Genomic DNA, 18,581 nt, shown 5'->3' on the forward strand with positions numbered 1-18,581 from the left:
CGAATCGACACCTCCGACATATGTAAAATGTTCGCCAGATCTGCCAGCCTCCACGATTTAGAGAGATCAGCTTCAATGATTGACTTCAGTCGTTCAGTAAAGGTGGTATCCGTTGATACCGACAAGGAATAAACTAACGATTCTATATCCCTCATTTTAGAAAGAAGATAGGTTATTTTATAAACTTGTCGGTGTTGTGGGACATCGCTTCCAATTAATCGCTTGAAGATTTTTGTATCTGTTTCATCAACAGGACAGGTAAATATTTTACGCCGCGTCTGGTTGACTCTTTGCGGATCCAACAACAGCGGTTCCATCACCTTACAGATACAACTCAATACATCACTATCAACGTGATAGAGCTCATAAGGAACCCCTTTACCTAGCACTTTTAATGCAACATCAATCACTGTGTTTTTTTCGACATAACAAAGTGATTCAGGGGGTACATTAAAGGACTGCCCATCTTTCGTTTTTATAAGCAGTTGCGCATCCCGTAGATAGATAATCGCACAGTTATAAAAACGTATCTTTTTCAGCACCAACAGATTGTTGTGTGCATAACTTTCCTTAGCCGGAAAATTAAGGGTACTTAAAGCACTTTGACTATTCATACAGTCACCCCCATGCTTTGTATGCATATAATTTCATGGGTTATCAGCCATGTAAACTCGGAAATTTTTAATTAACGAAATAGTCTATAATTTTAATTATTACTTCTTTAACTATGCATTTCTTTAAAATACATAGTGTTACCCAGTGGCTTTGGTGATGTAGTTAACAATTCTAATATTTTCAACAGGAAATTATACGTAGAAACAGCAATCAGGTATTTGACACCAGAAAAAAATCATTAAGCAGCAGCGGCAGTTTTCTGGTGGACTCCGCGCCGAGTTTAATTTTTATCTCGCGTATCCTATAATAAATAGTATTTTCCTTTAGCTGTGTTAACGTCGCGATCTCCCTGACTTTCTTCCTTTTAAAAAAGTACAAATAGACAATTTTTCGTTCATCCTCCGTAAAGTCGTTGAACACAGAAACTGGCGAAGGTCTGCTGCTCGTCAGGACTCGCAGTTTCTTACAACGGTACGCGATCTGATCGAGGGACAGACACGTCACCGGGAGTTTCTCCATAAGAAAACTGTAAGCAAAGTAATCGTCCTTGTCGCAGACCAGATATATTTTATTATATTTATTAAGCACATCATGATCAGATTCAATCTCTCTGTACTCATGACATTTAATATCTGGATCATCATTAGAGAGCAATGACAACCCATAATTAAAATAGGCATTTTTACTTGCCAACAAAAAAGCAACCGACATAAGAACTCTTAGTTATCAAATGTATTAGACACCTTAACCAAAAGTGACTATAAAGTATGAAAAGTGCAAAAACCACCCTAAAAAATAACCCATTGCGATAAAATTATGCACACTAACTTGTTACGTAAATGGATTTAATTCTCACTCACATTTAATCCATAAAAAAGCCTGAACTATAGGTTCAGGCTTTTACTGACTCACCTGTTAAAATCAGAATGAATAACGGATATTGGCGTTAATTGCCTTATCAATATCGTAATGACCGAAGGCTGAACGCTCTATATTAAGACTAATCCTGGTGTTTTCTTTGATTCTGGCATTAACACCTAAACTGAAGTTAACCCGGCTGTCTTTACCATTCTTTATATGAGTTTCCCCGGCAAAATCATGAACAACCGTCTCTGCCGGTTTAAACAGGTCATACTGATAATGAACTCCCGCCAGCGCCGTCAGTTCCCAGTCTTTCCCTCTGAACGTTTTTCCGGATTCCACCCCCGTACGGCCTATCAACGGATTCTCCTGCTTACGCTGCATACGGATATCTGAACCTGCAGACTGCCAGTCAAACCGGGTTCCTGACACTGAGCCATAAACCAGTTCCGTCTGCGGCTGGATAAAAGTTTCGCCGGGTAGTGAGAAGCGCCAGCCGGTTTCTGCACCCAGATACCAGGAGTGCGAGCGGTAATCCTGCTCCGGCATTCCGGTTTCACTCGCCGAATAGTGGTTGTCGTGGCGAACATATTTACCGATGGCATCCACATACAGCCCGGAGTCAAACATCGCGGAAGCATAAAGACCGATACCGGTTGATTTTGTCTGACCGGACCAGCCATCGCCATGGCTGTTACTGTGAGTGAACGTTGCCGTCACACCGGTAAACAGGTCACCACCGTCAAACGCGTGCTTTCTGTCGGCGCCAGCCTGCAGGTGAGTCCAGCTGTCTGAATAACCCGCATCTGCGGAACCGGTACCGCTGAAGACTCGCGCCCACGCCCCGGTTTCACCGTGAGTGTTGCGCAGGTCGCCCATGCGGTAGTTCAGGTTATTCATCTCCGTCAGGAAGTTTTTAAATCCTGTATTCATAACGGCTTTGCTGGCCTGCACCGCCGCGTTGTCCTGCTGCACGTCAAACCCTTCCAGTCGCCATTGTTTGCTGTTCCCGCTCTCCACGATACCCATCTGCGGCGTGAAGGTATGAACACCCGCGCGCTGTGTCACCGGTTTGAGCGTGAACACATCGGCAGCCGTCGCTTTCGGTGCCGTCACTAACGCGACGGGTGATGTTTCCTTACTCACTGAATCCACAGACGGGACAACAACCAGCGCATTGTTTTTACCGGTCAGCGACTGCTTAACCGTTACCGTATCTGCCGTTTTACCGTCAGTGTTCATGATGAACTGGCTGTTGCTGGCCGTCAGAGTATCCACCGTCAGAGAACCCGCTGCGCCGGCATTGCCAAAGCGCACCTGTGAACCTTTCAGGTCGAGAGATTTCACCACGGACTGCCCGTCCGCCTGCCAGAGAGTATTCGTCATCACCGCGCCTGCCAGTGGCGCACTCAGGTTGCCACCATAAACTGTGAACAGATCCTTACTGGTGTCCTCTGCCGTACCCATATTCAGGCTGGCAGCAGCATCCGCCTGAATATTGCCTGTTATTACGCTACCCGAGCCGACATTCAGCGTGGTGCCCTGCCCGTCAAGACGCCAGCGCTCAGCCGAGTACGCTCCGGTTAACAGCGAAAGCGTTGATCCTGTACCGGCAGTCACTTCACTGTCAGAAACCAGCCCCGACGTTGCCGTCAGCTTCGCGCCATCTGCCAGTGACAGCGGCGAGTGGCTGAAACGGCTGAACTGGCTGAGAACGGCATCACTGGACGCCACGGTCACCGAACTGTCTGCGCTGTCAATCCCGCCGCTAAAGTGTTCATTAATGTTGAGGGTGGAGCCGTTCTTCAGCTGTACGCGTCCGGTGAAACGGCTCTGATCGGCGTCGTTTGTCGCTTTTGACTGCCCGAATGACGGCGTGGTTTTCACCCCGTTCCCGTCATTGAGATCGATATAGAGGTTTTCACTGCCCAGCGTTACGGTGGAATGGTCGGCATTAATATTTGTATTAAGGCTGGCATTCCTCGCCAGACTGAAATCAGCGTTGTACAGATCAAGCTGCTTCAGGCTGAACTGGCGGGTTTCCCAGTCACTCTGGGTAAAGGAAACCGGCTGAGTGAGAACAGAGTTGTCGCCCAGCGCCTTCAGCTTATCCGCCACAGCCTGAGTGCTCACAGCATGGATAACCGGATGCCCCTGGACAAACAGACGGCCATTTTGCTGGGTGAAGCTCCCCTGCGTGTTCATCCCGCCATCCATGACAAAGTCGTTCTGCGTTCCGGGTGTAACGGTATTTTTGACATCAACATTGCCGGTGAAGTGGCCGTGCCAGATGTTGGCAACCGTCGTTGTGGCATCCGCTTTATTGAAATCCAGACTGACGGTGGCCTGTTTCCCGCGGTTGGTCAGAATAGCCCCGTCGTCCGCGCCGTTAAGCTGATGGAAAGTGAGATTATTACCGTTGATGTCGAGCTTACCGCCGCGATAACCCCATTTGATATTGTCGGGATTAACCTGTTTGTCATCGCTTAACACAACGGTTGGGCGGCCGCTCACAATACTGACATTATTAAAGGCCTGAACGTTGCCATCGCTGTCCGGTCGTTGTGCCAGAACCACCGTCCCTTCGCCAACATTCAGCCCACCGGGATTGATACCCGTACCATTCACTTTCAGTATCCCGGTACCGAGCTTATGCAAATTATCACCCTGAACACCGTTCACCTGCCAGTCGACGGTATGATCGCCGTTAACAATGATCCCGCCACCTTTCCAGGTCTGAGAATCCAGGGGCTTAATAATGTAATCATCATCAAAGGTCAGTGTTCCTGCCCCCTGATTAACGGTGTTTTCTAATACAACGGTTCCGCCGCCCTGGAAGGTGAGATCTTTACCGCTGTTCAATGAAGCAGGCCAGGTTGCCCCCTGATTACCATGCATTGACCATGAGGCCGCCCCCTGGGTTAATGCGCCAACGCCGGTTTTGTCATCATAAGTCCAGTGAATATCACCTTCATTTTTTTGTGAATGGATTGGGGCATCAGCGTTCAGCTTCATGGTTTCAACCACGTCACCGACAGGGATTACTGTATAGTAGTTAGTCTTACCCCATAAGCCCGCATAAGAATTGAGTACTCCAACTACAACCCATTTGTTTTGCTGTGCATCCCAGCCAAATAATGGAGAGCCACTGTCCCCAGGAGTACCATAGGTGGAAAGAGGGGTATCTGTTGTGATAGTGAAAAAACGCCAGCTAGAAGTATATGGTGGATTTACTATTCCTCCTGTTTTATAAGAGTATCCCCCTGCGAGTTGTGTCAATTTGCCACTCTCATCTTTGACATATTGCGTTCCCGTACCGACCCGATAGAAAACGGGAAACCGCTCTGTATTCTGATATGTACCATTTTCAATCCCCGCACTGGTCATATCAAGAGGCACAATCTCTGTCACAATTTTGTTCAGTCGAGGCCGATGGAAATCCCACTCGTGATTATTTCTTTCAACCAGGTTATAGGTGGTGTCGTCACTGTAACCAAACTTCACCTGTTTATAACCCACGTTGTGTTTAACGCTGACGATATATTGCGGTGCAACTAACGTTCCAATACCATTTGTGTCAGTTGAACTGAAATCTATCATGGGCGCTTTATTTAGCGTGGTAACGATAGATCCATTTTTATCATATAGCGGGATGTTTTCTGCGCCTGGCTTAAACAGGCCTTTGTTCTCAGCAAAATCGCGATATGTCTGGTAAGGAATACTGTGTACGCTAACTGAAGCCTCTGATGATAGAGGATATGCTAATCCTGTCATGCTGATAAGCAAGGCATTCAGGGTTGTTCGTACTATTTGACATTTCCTTATCCTCCTTATCCCTCTACTGACTTCTGAAACGACAACAGCTTCGCCCTTTCTGCTCTTTTTTATTGCATATACTTTATTCACTTTATCCCCCGGCAACTATCAGATTAAAACACTAAAAATCAATAAAAACCAGAATCAGTCAATAAAATAATGGGGCTTTTTTATTCTTATATCCTGAAAGAGTATTATGATAAATACACTACTATCTTTACTCTATTTTATATCTCCCTTACAAAAAATAAAAAAATTAGTTACGAAAACTGAAACTATATAACTAACGAAATGACAAATAAAAAAAGCCGATAGGAAAGTAACAAACGCCATTTTAGGATTTGCCATCGAATTCCCAAGGCAATATATTCTGCCTCGCTCATTAAGATTGTTATGAGCTGACTTTAGAATTAAGCCTATTACTAATGGAGTATAAAATGAAAAAGCTGATTTTAGGTTCGGCAATTGTGGCGGTTCTGGGTGTAGCGTCTAGTGCTATGGCTGCGCCAAACAGCGGTACTGTAAACTTTACGGGTGCTGTTTCAAGTGCCACTTGCGAGTTTTCTGTGAAAGACAGTTCTGGCGGAAATATTTCAAGCGTCAATTTAGGTACGCTGTCAACTGCTGCTACCGGCAATGGTACTCCCGTTGCATTTAAACTGACGCCTGCTGATAATACGTGTATTGCTAAAACGGCTGCAACTGTAACTTGGTCATCTCCAACCTTGACCGCAGCAGGTATTGCTAACGCGACAACAACTGGCGGAACAAATGCCTATTTACAGGTGGCAACAACAAACGCCGCACAAAAAAGTGACCAAGCATTTATTAAAGAAGGGCAAACTTCTTTCGATTATTCCGGTGCTAAAATTGAATCGTTTGATTACAGCGCAGTTCTAACTAAACCAGCTACGGCAATGGTTGCTGGTCCATTTAATGCATCAGCAAGTTATGTAGTTTCATATAAATAACCATATTAAGGGAGTTTTAACTCCCTTGATTTAATTAGATACACGTCGGCAAGGAAAAGTAATGAAAATAAAAGTATTATGTATCGCTATCATTTTTCATTTATGGTCGAATGAAGTTCTTGCCGACGATTTTAATTACAGTTTTATCCGTGGTGGCAGCAAAGAGGTACCTGAAGTACTAAAGAATACCGGACAAAACGTCCCGGGGAACTATGTTGTTGATCTACTTTTTAATGGTTCTAAAACAGCGGCCTCTGTAGAATTAGCAATCAGCAATGATGATGCTGAGCATATTTGTCTTTCTGATAAATGGTTACAGGGGAAAGGCATTTATATTAATAAAGAATTCTATAAACAGTATCTTAATCCGGCACGCAACTGCTATCTTCTTGATAAAGAGAAGAACAGTCGGGTTAAATTTGATCCTTCCCTGCAGGAGTTGTCAATCGATATGCCTCAGGCTGGCTTTATCGATACGAAAAAAGAAGGCGGCCCCTGGGATTATGGCAGTACCGGTTTCAAACTCGCCTATGATGTCAATACATCAAAATCAAGTGACCAGGATCGGACAACATACGGCAATATCGAAGGTCAGATCAATATAGGCGAATGGGTTCTGCTTGGGAGAGGATACGCATATCAGGGAGAAAAATTCCAGAGCAATAACCTGCTGTTAACGCATGCGATAAAATCGATAAAATCAGATATCCTGATTGGTAAAACCCAGTCTTACAATACCCTGAACGATGGTTTTACCTTTTATGGCGCACAGTTAAAATCCAACCAGGATATGTATCCCTGGGACTCGCAGTCTTATGCCCCGGTAATTAATGGTATTGCCAGAACACATGCCCGTGTCACTGTCGAACAAAGCGGATACACATTAAAATCGTTCGTAGTCCCGCCGGGTCCTTTTGTGATTAACGATCTGACCGGCGTGTATTCGGGTGACATTGTTTTGAAAATATATGAAGAGGATGGTTCAGTAAAAGAACAGCGATTCCCGGTCGCTGTGCTGCCCAATTTATTAAAACCTGGCAATTACAATTACAATATCGCGGTAGGTAGTAAAGTTGACCAATACAGTGACAAGCGTGATGATGATAGTTTATTCGCGCAGATGACCTATGATTATGGTTTTGAACCCTTTACGCTCAATACCTCTGCACTGGTAGATAAAAACTATAACAACGTTGGCCTGGGTTTTATCCGTTCTTTCGGCTGGTTTGGTGCCATGGCAATGAGTGGCAACCTGTCGCAGGCAAAATACCATAATGGCAAAACGATGAACGGCTTTAGCGCATCGGTGAAATATGCCCGTGCCTTAGGTGAAAACGCGAATTTACAGTTAATCGGTTATCGCTTTAACTCAGAAAATTACATTGACTACGCGGATTTTAACTATCGCTATTACAATCTGTTAAACAACAGACCCAAACAGCGGTATGAATCGATTATTACCTATCAACTCCCGGAAATGAATGTGTTCTTAAACATGTCAGCCTGGAAGGAAGATTACTGGGACACTTCCAGTGAGGTAGGGGCAAACGTAAATCTCAGCAAGAGCTTTAATAATATATCAGTCTCCCTGAATGCCGGATATTCCAGACTGCAGGGGATGGAAAGTGATTATAACGCCGGGGTATCCCTTAGCGTACCCTTCAGCGTGTTTGATAAATCGCACTACAGCTTCTCTGGCATAAACTATGATCGCCGTAATGGCACGAATTTCAATACCGGTGTTGCGGGAAGTGTTAATTCACGCCTGAGCTATAATGCGTCCATCAGTCAGTCACGCAACACCAGAGGAAGCGCGATTTCAGCGTCTTATCTGTTTGACGAGGTTCAAACCTCGGCAAGCTATTCGCAAATGGGGAACACTTCCAGTTCTTCCTTACAGGTTGGCGGAAGTATTATCGGGTTGCCAGATGCAGGTATTCTTTTTACGCCTGTGAAAAATGATGAAATTGCGATTGTGCAAATGGAAGATATTCCCGGCGTCAGATTTAACGGCTCTATGCCGGGCGATAAAAAAGGTCGAGCCGTTATACCGTTAACGGCTTATAACAATAACACCATTACGGTCAATGCCGACAACTTGCCACAAAGCGTCGAATTGACAGAAAACGCAATTAATGTCACGCCGACAGAAAATGCCATTATCTACAAAAAAGTGAAATACAGAAAAATTAACACGTATATTGTCAAAGTTATCAGCAGTAATGGTTTTGTTATTCCAATGGGGAGTATCGCTAAAAACGCAGAAAACCAGGAAATTGGCTACGTCAACAACGGCGGGATTCTGTTAATGAATCTTGAAGATAAAGATGAAGGGATCATATCTGTAGGTGACTGCAAATTCGATTCACGATCGCTGCAGAAAGATTCGGGTAAAGCACAGGAGATTAAGTGTGGCTAAGAACAATACACTGAGAACGTTTTTCTTTTCTGCGTCACTGTTTTTATTTACGGCATCAAGTCATGCGGCATTTGTCCTTAACAGCACACGTTATGTATTTGATGAAAAAAGAGAGAATATCTCTGTACAGGTTGATAACCAGTCCGCTCAGGAATATGGCGGACAGATATGGATTGAAAACCAGGACCAAAACGACAAGAACGTCTATTTTGTACCTAGCCCCACGTTCTTTAAAGTGGCCGATCAGCACAAACAAATCCTGCGTATCCTGAAAATTAATGATGCGTTACCAAAAGACAAAGAATCACTTTTCTGGATCAATATCCAGGAGATCCCTAAAGCACCAAAAGAAGGTATGAATGCATTATCCATTGCGCTGCATACCCAGGTCAAAATGTTTTATCGCCCTGACGCACTGAAAGAGAAAAGGGAAAACGCCGAACAACAGATTAAAATGATAAGCAGTGAGGGCAACACCATCCTCTGGAACGATACACCCTATTACTTTGCGATCATCAGTGTTAAACAACACGGAACGCCCATTAAAGTTAGTGACGATATTAAAGAAAAATTATCTGTCTTTGCGCCAGGTGAAAAAGTTTCTCTGGGTAAAACAATTACCGGTAGCAACCTTAGCATTGTAGCGTTTGATGATTATGGCGTTGACAAAGAGTATAAATTAAACAAATCCTGACACGCAAAGGTTTTTATTATGTATAAATACATATTTGCTCTTTTAATAGCTTTTTTATCACTTAGTTCATTACCTGTCCAGGCAAAGGATTGCTCTGGCGGAACAATAACTTTCGATAGAGATCCCTCCAGCGATATGTATCATTGGGCGTATGGTTATACGTCAGAGAAAAATGGTCCTGTAATAGCAATGCAGATAAGCATAACAAACGGTATGTCCTGTGATGCGGATTATATAGATTTCTTAACCCCGCAAAGTAAAATGGCTATGAAAATAACCAGTGGTGGGACCTGTAAAAATTCCAATACTATAACAACATCCTATCCGGGCATTGAGTGGCAGCTCGAAGGTATGCATTGCGACTCGGGTTCCTGGCTTACCTCCGATATGATTAAGCCGGGAGAAAGAGTTGACTGGCCTTCTGGCACAGTCCTCGGCAAAGCGAAGCTTATTGTGAATGATGAGTACTGGATGAAAAACACTCAAACTGGTCAACATAATGTTACTGTTCCAGTGCTTTCTATTGGGCGTACTGTTCTCAACAGCCCTTCAGTCGAAGTTAATAATGCTTTAGGGGGATCAACGATATCTTTTTATATAAATGATATCGGCACTTGCTCAATGAGTCTCATTCCAGAAAATATTGACTTTGGAAAATTAACACCCAGCGACGTGAATCGAGGTTTGTATAAAGAGCTATTAGTTTCATACTCTTGCAAAAATAAAGCATTAATCAATGGTCTCTATGTCCGTTTAGACCCTGAAAATGTAGTCGATGCAGCGAATGGTATGTTTAGTGCCAATGATACTAATGGTCGCAAGTTAAATTTCCAGATAACCAGACTGTACGGGAGTGAACAAATCATCCCTCTCAATACTAATTATCAGCTCTATTCGCAAACACAAAAAAATATTGATGATAGTGCTAGATTCAGAATCAACGTCAAACCATCAACACCGTTTCCTGCCGGAAAGGTTTCTACGTACCTGAATGTTTCGCTAATATACAGATAAGCTGGATTAATTATGCTCAGATGGTTAACCTTTTTTTTGATACTTTTTTCAATTCACAATGCCTCTGCGTCGAAATCAGTGCAGAGAAAAGCTACGATAAACGCCGAGTTAGCCTTAAACACGTGCGCATTATCTCTCTCTCCGGCAAATCTGAATTTTCAACAAATCGGCTTTAGCCAGTTTGAAAATAACGCAACAACGCCACAGACAGTTGATCTGAATATTGCATGCAGTTGGCCTGCAACCGGGATCTCACTAAAATTTTCGCCCGCTGCAGGCGTTTCCACGAGCAGCACTAACCTAATGAAAACGGGTTTATCCGGCGTTGGGCTTGCGTTGGCATGGAAAAATGCATCCGGCACAGATTTTACGCCGCTAGAATTGAATAAGTCTTTTGTTCCCGCATCAACTGCATTAAGTAACCAAAATGAAACGCTTGGTCAGTTCCAGCTGTTGCCAAAAAAAATTCCTGAAGAAACGCTTCAGGCCGGGAATATTTCCACTAGTCTGACTGTCGAGGTAACCTATGATTGACAGGACATGTCTATTTTTTCCGTTACTGGTGGGGCTGTTAAGCGCAACAACGGCACTTAACAGTCACGCCGCACAAACGGCAAGCGTAAGTCTTCCCATTTCAATGCAGGTCACTAATCCTCAGTGCCAAATCAACAAAGGGCTTGGCCTGCCTGAAACCGTGCAACTTCCGCTGATTACCACATCAGGTGCCTTTTTAGGCGATAATAATGTTGAAGTTCCCCTTGTGATTGACTGTGTCAGTGATATCACCAAATTTGAGGTTACTCTGGCTGGGGGCAGTAATTCGAAACTCACTACGTCAAATAATATGGTTGATATTACCTTGTCATGGAAGCAGGGTGGAGGTGCGGTTGAATTCGGCACGCCGGTTGAGTTAAGTAAAGCGCCTTTTCTGGTGAGTCCAAACCAGTTTGATGGAAGCTTACTGGTCAGGGTTTCACCCCATACCGGTACAATACCGGCAGGTAATTACACCGCCAGCTTACCGGTTACATTTACCTATTATTAAGATGGTATAAACACAAGCCGGGGAACGCTCCCCGGCCTTTAAATATATTAATCAAACACCCCGTTAATAATCGCCGTGACCACGGCAGTACTGAGCGCAATCAGCACTAAATCATCCCCAACAATTTTCCATTCATAGCCAGGATAATAAGGCAGTTGCCCCAGCATGGATGCCGGTACGGTTTTTTTCGCGATGCCCGGAGGGAGCGGTTTTCCACGCGCCAGGTTTTTCGCAATGCCCGGAGGCAGAGAATCATATCCCGTCAGGCCGTAGTTCACCGCCAGATGACGCGCTGTCGCGAAACTGATGTCAGACTCGACGTGATCGGGTTTGCCGTAATTTTTACGATGATCGGATGAACCGTTGTTTTTCTGGGCCGAATTTCCTTTTTGCCCGTTATTTCCCTGGTTGCCCTTATTTCCATGATTGCCACTGCTGTTGCCCTGGCCGCCGCCGCCATGACCATTTCCGTTACCATTCCCCGGATTCGCCATGACCGGCGCAGCGAACAGAGAGAGTGAAACCAGTGTGGCCAGCACTGCCGTTAAACCACGACGCTTACCCATGATGTGTTCCTTCCAGATGATGTTCCACTTTGACAATAGTGCGCCGCCATCAAGTACGCAATGTCAAATATTCCTGGTTTTGCATTGGCTCGCAGGCCATTAATAAACAACCTGTTGTGTGGAGGGTAACGGCTGTGCCTTATCTGCTATCATGCCTGCAAATAGCGTCGAAAAAACACAGCCGAGGAAAACATGGGGTCCACCAGAAGAGGGATGCTGAACGTTCTGATTGCTGCCGTATTATGGGGAAGTTCCGGCGTTTGCGCGCAGTACATCATGGAGCAAAGCCAGATGTCGTCGCCATTTCTGACCATGACGCGTCTGATCTTCGCAGGACTCATTCTGCTGATGCTCTCCTTTGTCCACGGTGACAAAATTTTTTCCCTTTTCAAAGACCGCAAAGATGCCCTGAGCCTGTTGATTTTTTCTGTCGTTGGGGCGCTGACGGTGCAACTCACCTTCCTGCTGACCATCGAAAAATCCAACGCCGCGACCGCCACGGTGCTGCAATTTCTGTCTCCGACGATTATCGTGGCGTGGTTCGCGCTGGTACGTAAGGCCCGTCCCGGCGTATTGGTGCTAACGGCAATCCTCACCTCCCTGATCGGCACCTTTTTACTGGTAACGCACGGCAACCCTACTTCGCTGTCAATTTCACCCGCCGCGCTGTTCTGGGGGATCGCCTCCGCATTTGCCGCCGCGTTTTATACCACCTACCCGTCAACGCTGATTGCACGTTACGGCACCTTACCGATTGTCGGCTGGAGTATGTTAATCGGCGGGATGATCCTGCTGCCGTTTTACGCTGGAGAGGGCACGGATTTCGTGGTGAATGGCAGCCTGATTCTGGCGTTTTTCTACCTGGTGGTGATCGGCACGTCACTGACGTTCAGCCTGTATCTGAAGGGGGCGCAGATGATTGGCGGGCCGAAAGCGAGCATTTTAAGCTGTGCCGAACCGCTGAGCAGCGCGTTGCTGTCATTGCTCTTGTTGGGCATTACCTTCACGCTACCGGACTGGCTGGGCACACTGCTGATTCTGTCGTCCGTGGTGTTGATCTCGATGGATTCTCGCCGCCGCGCCAGAACCGTTTGACATCACTGGCGCGGCAACGCTCATCTTACCAACCCGGCACCGCGCCGCCGTTAAAGATTTTCTCCGCCGCTTTGGCGACTTCCGGCGACTGATAGGACTGCAAAAACTCCTTCACGTTTTGCGCGTCTTTGTTGTCTTCCCGCGCCACCAGAATGTTCACGTACGGCGAATTTTTATCTTCGATAAACACGCTGTCATGAACCGGAGAAAGCCCGGTTTGCTGAATGTAGGTCGTGCTGATGATCGCTACATCGACTTTCGGGTCGTCAAGTACACGCGGTAACTGCGCGCCTTCCAGTTCCATAATCTGCAAGTGACGCGGATTATCGGTGATATCCAGCGCCGTCGGCAGCAGACCTTTCCCTTCTTTCAGGGTAATCAGCTTCTCTTTTTGCAGCAGCAGAAGCGCGCGTCCCAGATTAGTCGGATCGTTTGGGATCGCCACCGTCGCGCCCTCTTTCAGTTGATCCACCGTTTTAATTTTTTTCGAATAGCCTGCCATCGGGAAGACAAAAGTATTCCCTACCGCCACCAGCTTATAGTTGTGCGCCTGGTTATCCTGCTCAAGGAACGGACGATGCTGGAAAACGTTGGCATCCAGTTCGCCGTGGTTGGTGGCGTCATTCGGCAACAGCGAGCCGCTGAAACCGACCAGCTCAACGTCGAGGCCGTACTTCTCTTTCGCCACTTTTTTGGCGACTTCCGCGACATCCTGCTCGGCGCCGTTAATCACACCCACTTTAATGTGCTTTGCATCGCTGCTCTGCTGATCGCACCCGACCAGCAACAATCCCGCCAGCAGTACCGCCGCCCCTGTCCGTAAATGAGGTATCGTCAATTTCACGTTTTTATCCTTTTTGAAATAACCGCCTGATGAGTAATGAAATGACTATAGCGGGAAGGGCACGGCGGTTTAAAAACCGAAAAGGTATCAATAAGAAGAAAAAGGCATAAAGGGAGAATATGCGAAAATCCTGATGGCGCTGCGCTGACCACACGCAGCGCCATTCGGCTCAGACCAGCGCTTTGATGATGTCCATCAACCTGACGATATCTTCAGGACGCGTATTCCCGGTTTGCGGATCGATAATCGAACTGTACACATGCGGCATCACGCGTGGCACTCCCGCCTCCAGGCAGGTCTGCAATATGACGCCGAAATTATCCAGATCGATACCGCCGGTCGGTTCAATCAGCGTCATGCCGTTACGCGCCGCGCTGCTCGCCAGTACGTACAGCTCCGGCAGCGACTTCTCCCCGCCCATCGGAAAGAATTTGGCCGCGTGCGCCCCCATATCCTGCATCATCCGCACGGCGGTATCGCAGGAGACGCGCGCTGGCGTCCCCTTGCTGCTGCTGACGCCGGTGGAAATCAACACGTCACCAGGCGTTCCCGTCGGGCTGACCAGCGCATTGATATGGGTCTGTTCTCCCCCCGTCGCCGCCAGCGCGCCTGCGGCAAAACCGCTGCCGGTAAAGGTCTGGTTGACGTGCGCCGGATGAACCTTTGCGGCAATCATCGCCGCCTTGTAATACTGCGCCGGATCGCCCGCCCCCAGCCCGACCGAAATCGACGGCACGTCCGCCATCCAGCGCTTCACCTCCTGAACACCTTCGTCGACCGACGAAAATTGCGCAGACAGGATGCCAATCACCGCGTGTCCCTCGGCGGCATCATAGATTTCCCTGGCGTTAGCGATATCTTTCGCCAGCACGTTAATCGCCACACGCTGACGATGAAAATTAATCTGCTGCATGTTCTGCAATCTCCTTAAGTCGCGCCACAATCAACGCCATTTCCCCCTCAGCGACCGTACGTGGGTCGAGGCTAAAAACGCCCTGATGGAGGTTATAGCGCCGTGCGTAAATGGCGATATCGCCACTTCGCAGTTGGGCTTCGACGTCGCGCGCGTCCAGACCAAACACCTGCGCATCAACCCGAACGCGAATGCGCCAGATGGCACGCCCGGCTTCGTCCTGCTCGATATCGGCGGTCAGCCCGCGAATGGCCGAAATCGCCTCCACCGTCGGTTGCAACTGCTCGGCGGTCACCACGGTCTGCCCCTGGTGATAATTTTCCAGCGCATACACCAGCCCGACCATGTTCTCCTTGCCGATTTTCATCGCTCTGGCAATCCCGTGATGTTGCGCTTTACAGGCGGCGATCCACGTTTTATTGCCGGTGATAAACCCGGAGGTCGGTGCATTGAAGGCTTTCGCCCCGCTGTAGATAACCATGTCCGCCCCGCTCGCCACCCAGGCGTGTAAATCCTCCTCGGCGGCGGCATCGACAATCAGCGGCAGGTTGTGGATCTGCGCCACTTGTACAAAGTCGTCAATGCTGAGCATGCCTTTTTGCACGCAGTGGTGCGATTTCACATACAGCAGTGCGGCGGTCTCGTCAGTAATGGCGCTCTCCAGTTGCCAGCGTGCGGCCAGGTTACTCGAACCGACTTCCACAACGCGCCCACCGCCCAGACGAATGGCGCTGGTAATCGGCGCGCCGTAATCCACGTTATGACCGCGCAGCATCACTACCTCATTGGCCATTCCGCTACTGTCCGGCATCAGCGACACGCGAAGCGGGTCGCCACGAGTAATGGCGGCGGCAACGGCAATGGCAATCCCTGCCGAGGCGCAGGAGGTCACGTAGCTGTCCTGCGCGCCGGTAAAGCGGGAAACCAGTTCACCGGTTCGGTCCACCAGCTTGTCGATCTCAACAAAGGCCGAGGCCGCGCGCGCCGTGGCCTGCATCACCTCCGGCGCGACGCTGGAGACGCCAAGAATCGTCATCTTGCCGCAGGCGTTAATCACCTGTTTTAGCCCCAGCTGTTGATAAATATTCTCTGTCATGGCTTACAACACTCCCAGCAGCGAACACACCACGCTCAGCGCCACAATCGACAGCAGAATGGTGGTGTAACGCGGACCCTTTTTCACCAGGAAGATATAGATGGCAAACACCGCCGCCAGCGGCAGCAGGCCTGGCGCGATAGAGTCAAGGATCTGCTGCACGACCACTTCAGAACCCTTCAGGGCGCTGATTTTCAACGGTGTGGTGATCTTGACGTAGCTTGCCGACAGCGCGCCCATCATGATCAACCCCAGCACGTTCGCTCCGTAGATCAGTTCTTTGATTCGCCCCCCCTGCAATAACCCGACGATAGAATCACGTCCCAGGGTGTAGCCTTTGTGGATCAGACCGTAGCTGATCGCCAGGGTAATCGCCGGATAGAGGATCAGCGGTGCAATACCGCCAAACGCGCTGCCATTGGCGGCGAAAGGGATGAAAATCGCAATCAGCAGCGGCATGACGGCGGCCCAGACAATGGAGTCGCCCATCCCGGCCAGCGGCCCCATCAGCCCGGTTTTAATCCCGGTAATTGAGGCATCGCTGATCGGCTCGCCGCGCGTTTTTTGCTCTTCCATGGCGATGGAAATCCCCTGGATCACCGCGCCAAATGTTTGCTCAGAGTTGAAGAAGTTCAGGTGCCGTTTCAGCGCCTCCACCTGTTCCTCTTTTTGCGGGTAGAGCTTTTTGATGATCGGTGTCATCGAGGCGCAGAAAATCAGGCTCTGCAGACGTTCATAAGAGTTGGAGACTTCCGCGCCCAGCCAGTAGATAAACCATGCTTTAGTGATATCCGCTTTGGTCAACGCCCCGGTCGTCCGTGCGCGCTCAACCAGTTCATGCTGCATTACGTCGCTGCTCATCATGCTGCTCCTTCATTTTTCGCCAGACCTTTAATCAGGAAGGCCACACAGGTACCGAAGATCGCCATCGCCATGATGTCCACCTTGAGGTACAGCACCGCGAAGAATCCGCCGATAAACCACGGCAGCAGGCTCTTTTTACCGATCACCATAATGGTGATCGCGAAGCCCAGCGCTGGCAGGATCCCGCCCATGATTTCAAAGGAGTGGGTCAGCCAGTGCGGCATCAGTTTGAGGAAACTTTCCACCACGTCCTGACCGAAGTAGTTCGCGGCGAACACCACCGGGAAACGCAGCGCCAGTCCGAGTAACGCCGGGTAGAGGAACGCACAGCGCATAATGCCCGACATGTTCGCCGTTTCCGCGTGCTTATCAGCCATATGCACCCATGCGGCGTTCAGGGTACGACGCAACTGGTCAAGGAAGACGCCGATCACGCCGAAGGGGATCGCCAGCGCAATGGCCAGGTTCGGATCCATCCCAGCTTTCACCGCGATGGGAATCGAGATACAGGCCGCCAGCGCCGGATCTGACGGCACGTTACCGCCAGGCGTGGAGGTCACGCCGAGATAAACGAGCTGCATCCCGGCACCGATAATCATCGCGGTCTGCATGTTGCCCAGCAGCAGCCCGACGAACACAGCCACCACCACCGGCTGAAGCAGCATGGCAGAGAAGGTGTAGCCAAGGCGTAAGCGGGCAAACCAGTAATACAACCCCATGAGGCTTGCAAAAACTAAGGTATCCATAGTGTTATCCCATTATCAGAGAATTAGAATTTTTTCAGGATATCGTCCAGCGACTGCGGTTTATCTTCCGGGATAGTCTGGAAGAACACCTGAATCCCACGACTTTTCAGGTCGTTCAGAATGCCAACGTCTTTTTCATCGAGCGTAATGTTCTGGAATACCGCTTTGCGGTTCGGTCCACCGCCCAGCCCCCCCACCTGAATCGTGGAGACATCAAACCCCTGTTGTACGGCCTGCTGAATCGCCGCCAGAGAAGGGAACAGCACCAGCACATTGCCGTCGCCCAGTTGGTTCTCTTGCCATGAGGCGGCAAAGCTCAGGTTGCTGTAGCAGTCCACTTTGATGTTCGGCGGCGCGGCCATCAGGTAGATGTTTTTCATAAACGGATCGGCGTCCAGTTCGTCGCTGACCACCGCGATGCGTTTGGCCTGGGACTGCCCGACCCACTTCGTCACCACCTGTCCGTGGATCAGTCGGCTATCGATACGACATAACACGATGTTTGCCATGATGATTTTCCTTATTGTGATTGTTGTAATTGACGGACGTGAGCGACAACGTCCAGGCAACTGCTGCGTCCGGCGTCCACCAGTTCGCTGACGCAGGTAGTCAGTGAACCGTGTTCACGTCTGTCCAGCGCTTCCAGCAGCAGTGATGCGTTGAGTCCGGAAATGACCGCCACCGGATAATCCGCACTCAGCCGCGCCGCCACGTTGGATGTCGTGCCGCCCACAAAATCGGTCAGAATCAGTGAGCCTTCCGGCATGGTTTTCACCACGTCTTCGACACGTTGATAAAACTCACCCAGCGTATCGACGGGCATCAGCGCGATTTCTGTCACGCCTTTAATTTCGCCCATCACCATGCGCAGGCTGTTACAAAGCTGTTGTCCCCAGCCGCCATGGGTCAGCAGCAGAATGTCGGGCAACGGTTGAGTGGTAGTCAAAATGGCCTCCTGGCGCGATTACATTTACACGCAAGGAAAGAGCAAAGGCTGTGCCAGTATTTGTGTCACACGAGGG

At 48.7% G+C, this 18,581-nt stretch carries 17 protein-coding genes; 7 read left to right on the forward strand and 10 right to left on the reverse strand.

Annotated elements, in window-relative coordinates:
- A partial coding sequence (locus AB7E14_RS01415; RefSeq protein WP_428169294.1) for an AraC family transcriptional regulator occupies positions 1-614 on the reverse strand: 614 nt, incomplete at its 3' end.
- Positions 615-1,536: 922 nt separating this feature from the next.
- The gene (locus tag AB7E14_RS01420) at positions 1,537-5,382 is read right to left on the reverse strand and encodes a S6 family peptidase (protein ID WP_316962425.1); all 3,846 of its coding nucleotides are present in this window, start codon (positions 5,380-5,382) and stop codon (positions 1,537-1,539) included.
- Positions 5,383-5,729: 347 nt separating this feature from the next.
- Here AB7E14_RS01420 and AB7E14_RS01425 point away from each other — a divergent pair, with 347 nt between their 5' ends.
- The 6 genes from AB7E14_RS01425 (at position 5,730) to AB7E14_RS01450 (ending at position 11,435) form a co-directional block, all read left to right on the forward strand.
- Complete coding sequence (locus AB7E14_RS01425) at positions 5,730-6,263, forward strand: fimbrial protein (protein WP_316962426.1); 534 nt, start codon at positions 5,730-5,732, stop codon at positions 6,261-6,263.
- A 61-nt stretch (positions 6,264-6,324) separates the two neighbouring features.
- The gene (gene pefC / locus AB7E14_RS01430; protein ID WP_316962427.1) at positions 6,325-8,682 is read left to right on the forward strand and encodes a PefC/AfrB family outer membrane usher protein; all 2,358 of its coding nucleotides are present in this window, start codon (positions 6,325-6,327) and stop codon (positions 8,680-8,682) included.
- Entirely contained in the window at positions 8,675-9,376 is a 702-nt protein-coding gene (locus AB7E14_RS01435; protein WP_316962428.1) for a fimbrial chaperone, read from the forward strand. Before pefC ends, AB7E14_RS01435 begins: the two co-directional genes overlap by 8 nt.
- A gap of 18 nt (positions 9,377-9,394) precedes the next feature.
- Complete coding sequence (locus AB7E14_RS01440) at positions 9,395-10,390, forward strand: fimbrial protein (protein ID WP_109739713.1); 996 nt, start codon at positions 9,395-9,397, stop codon at positions 10,388-10,390.
- A 12-nt stretch (positions 10,391-10,402) separates the two neighbouring features.
- Positions 10,403-10,924 carry a fimbrial protein gene (locus AB7E14_RS01445; RefSeq protein ID WP_316962429.1) on the forward strand — a complete coding sequence of 174 codons (522 nt, stop codon included), beginning with the start codon at positions 10,403-10,405 and terminating at the stop codon, positions 10,922-10,924.
- Positions 10,917-11,435: a fimbrial protein gene (locus tag AB7E14_RS01450; RefSeq protein ID WP_316962430.1), complete on the forward strand. Its 519-nt coding sequence runs from the start codon at positions 10,917-10,919 to the stop codon at positions 11,433-11,435. Before AB7E14_RS01445 ends, AB7E14_RS01450 begins: the two co-directional genes overlap by 8 nt.
- A gap of 47 nt (positions 11,436-11,482) precedes the next feature.
- On the opposite strand, the gene AB7E14_RS01455 is transcribed toward AB7E14_RS01450, so the two are convergent.
- Complete coding sequence (locus AB7E14_RS01455; protein WP_044254526.1) at positions 11,483-12,001, reverse strand: anti-virulence regulator CigR family protein; 519 nt, start codon at positions 11,999-12,001, stop codon at positions 11,483-11,485.
- A 192-nt stretch (positions 12,002-12,193) separates the two neighbouring features.
- On the opposite strand from AB7E14_RS01455, the gene AB7E14_RS01460 reads away from it, so the two are divergent.
- A complete protein-coding gene (locus tag AB7E14_RS01460; RefSeq protein WP_044263588.1) occupies positions 12,194-13,096 on the forward strand; it encodes a carboxylate/amino acid/amine transporter in 903 nt (300 codons plus the stop codon).
- Positions 13,097-13,121: 25 nt separating this feature from the next.
- Here the strand turns inward: AB7E14_RS01460 and nlpA are convergent, their stop codons facing one another.
- The 7 genes from nlpA to AB7E14_RS01495 form a co-directional block, all read right to left on the reverse strand.
- Positions 13,122-13,940 carry a lipoprotein NlpA gene (gene nlpA / locus AB7E14_RS01465; RefSeq protein WP_044254530.1) on the reverse strand — a complete coding sequence of 273 codons (819 nt, stop codon included), beginning with the start codon at positions 13,938-13,940 and terminating at the stop codon, positions 13,122-13,124.
- A gap of 169 nt (positions 13,941-14,109) precedes the next feature.
- Entirely contained in the window at positions 14,110-14,853 is a 744-nt protein-coding gene (gene dagF, locus AB7E14_RS01470; protein WP_316962432.1) for a 2-dehydro-3-deoxy-phosphogluconate aldolase, read from the reverse strand.
- A complete protein-coding gene (gene dgaE / locus AB7E14_RS01475; protein ID WP_044263591.1) occupies positions 14,840-15,949 on the reverse strand; it encodes a D-glucosaminate-6-phosphate ammonia lyase in 1,110 nt (369 codons plus the stop codon). The genes dagF and dgaE overlap by 14 nt, the downstream gene beginning before the upstream one ends.
- Before the next feature lie 3 nt (positions 15,950-15,952).
- On the reverse strand, positions 15,953-16,813 hold the full coding sequence (locus AB7E14_RS01480) for a PTS system mannose/fructose/sorbose family transporter subunit IID (RefSeq protein WP_161215577.1): 861 nt from the start codon (positions 16,811-16,813) through the stop codon (positions 15,953-15,955).
- The gene (locus AB7E14_RS01485; RefSeq protein ID WP_042323417.1) at positions 16,810-17,559 is read right to left on the reverse strand and encodes a PTS mannose/fructose/sorbose/N-acetylgalactosamine transporter subunit IIC; all 750 of its coding nucleotides are present in this window, start codon (positions 17,557-17,559) and stop codon (positions 16,810-16,812) included. Before AB7E14_RS01485 ends, AB7E14_RS01480 begins: the two co-directional genes overlap by 4 nt.
- Positions 17,560-17,582: 23 nt before the next feature.
- A complete protein-coding gene (locus AB7E14_RS01490) occupies positions 17,583-18,068 on the reverse strand; it encodes a PTS system mannose/fructose/N-acetylgalactosamine-transporter subunit IIB (protein ID WP_316962433.1) in 486 nt (161 codons plus the stop codon).
- An 11-nt stretch (positions 18,069-18,079) separates the two neighbouring features.
- On the reverse strand, positions 18,080-18,505 hold the full coding sequence (locus AB7E14_RS01495; protein ID WP_044263595.1) for a PTS sugar transporter subunit IIA: 426 nt from the start codon (positions 18,503-18,505) through the stop codon (positions 18,080-18,082).
- Between the last annotated feature and the right edge of the window lie 76 nt (positions 18,506-18,581).

Source organism: Citrobacter sp. (assembly GCF_050252275.1).
Taxonomy (GTDB): domain Bacteria; phylum Pseudomonadota; class Gammaproteobacteria; order Enterobacterales; family Enterobacteriaceae; genus Citrobacter_A; species Citrobacter_A amalonaticus.